1 protein-coding gene is annotated in these 304 nt (G+C 51.3%); it reads right to left on the reverse strand.

Features of this window, described 5'->3' with window-relative positions; genetic code table 11:
* Window positions 1–56: 56 nt before the first annotated feature.
* Window positions 57–304: potassium-transporting ATPase subunit C (locus NE473_RS31100; RefSeq protein ID WP_256265640.1), on the reverse strand; the 248-nt coding region annotated here is incomplete at its 5' end.

Below are 304 nucleotides of genomic sequence, written 5' to 3' on the forward strand. Positions count from 1 at the left end.
ACCCGCTCTGCAATCAGTTCCTCCAGTTCTTCCCCGGCCGGTGTCTTATTCGAAGCTCAGGAATACATGAGCGGCTCTCCATTCTCACCGGTAAAGGTGGAGGTATCCACATTCATGATACGTCCCCATAAATACTTGTTTTCTGTGAACTGCTGGCCCAGCAGCTCACTTCCGTATTTCGTTCCATCCTCCCCGACCAGAATGGATCCCATGGCCTGTTTCGGGAAAAATACTTTCGCTATTCCGGTGACCACCAGCGGAAACACCACTCCGCAGATCACGGTCAGTATCAGGAAGAATCCTA

Source organism: Hungatella sp. SL.1.14 (genome assembly GCF_024460495.1).
Taxonomy (GTDB): Bacteria; Bacillota; Clostridia; order Lachnospirales; family Lachnospiraceae; genus Hungatella; species Hungatella hathewayi.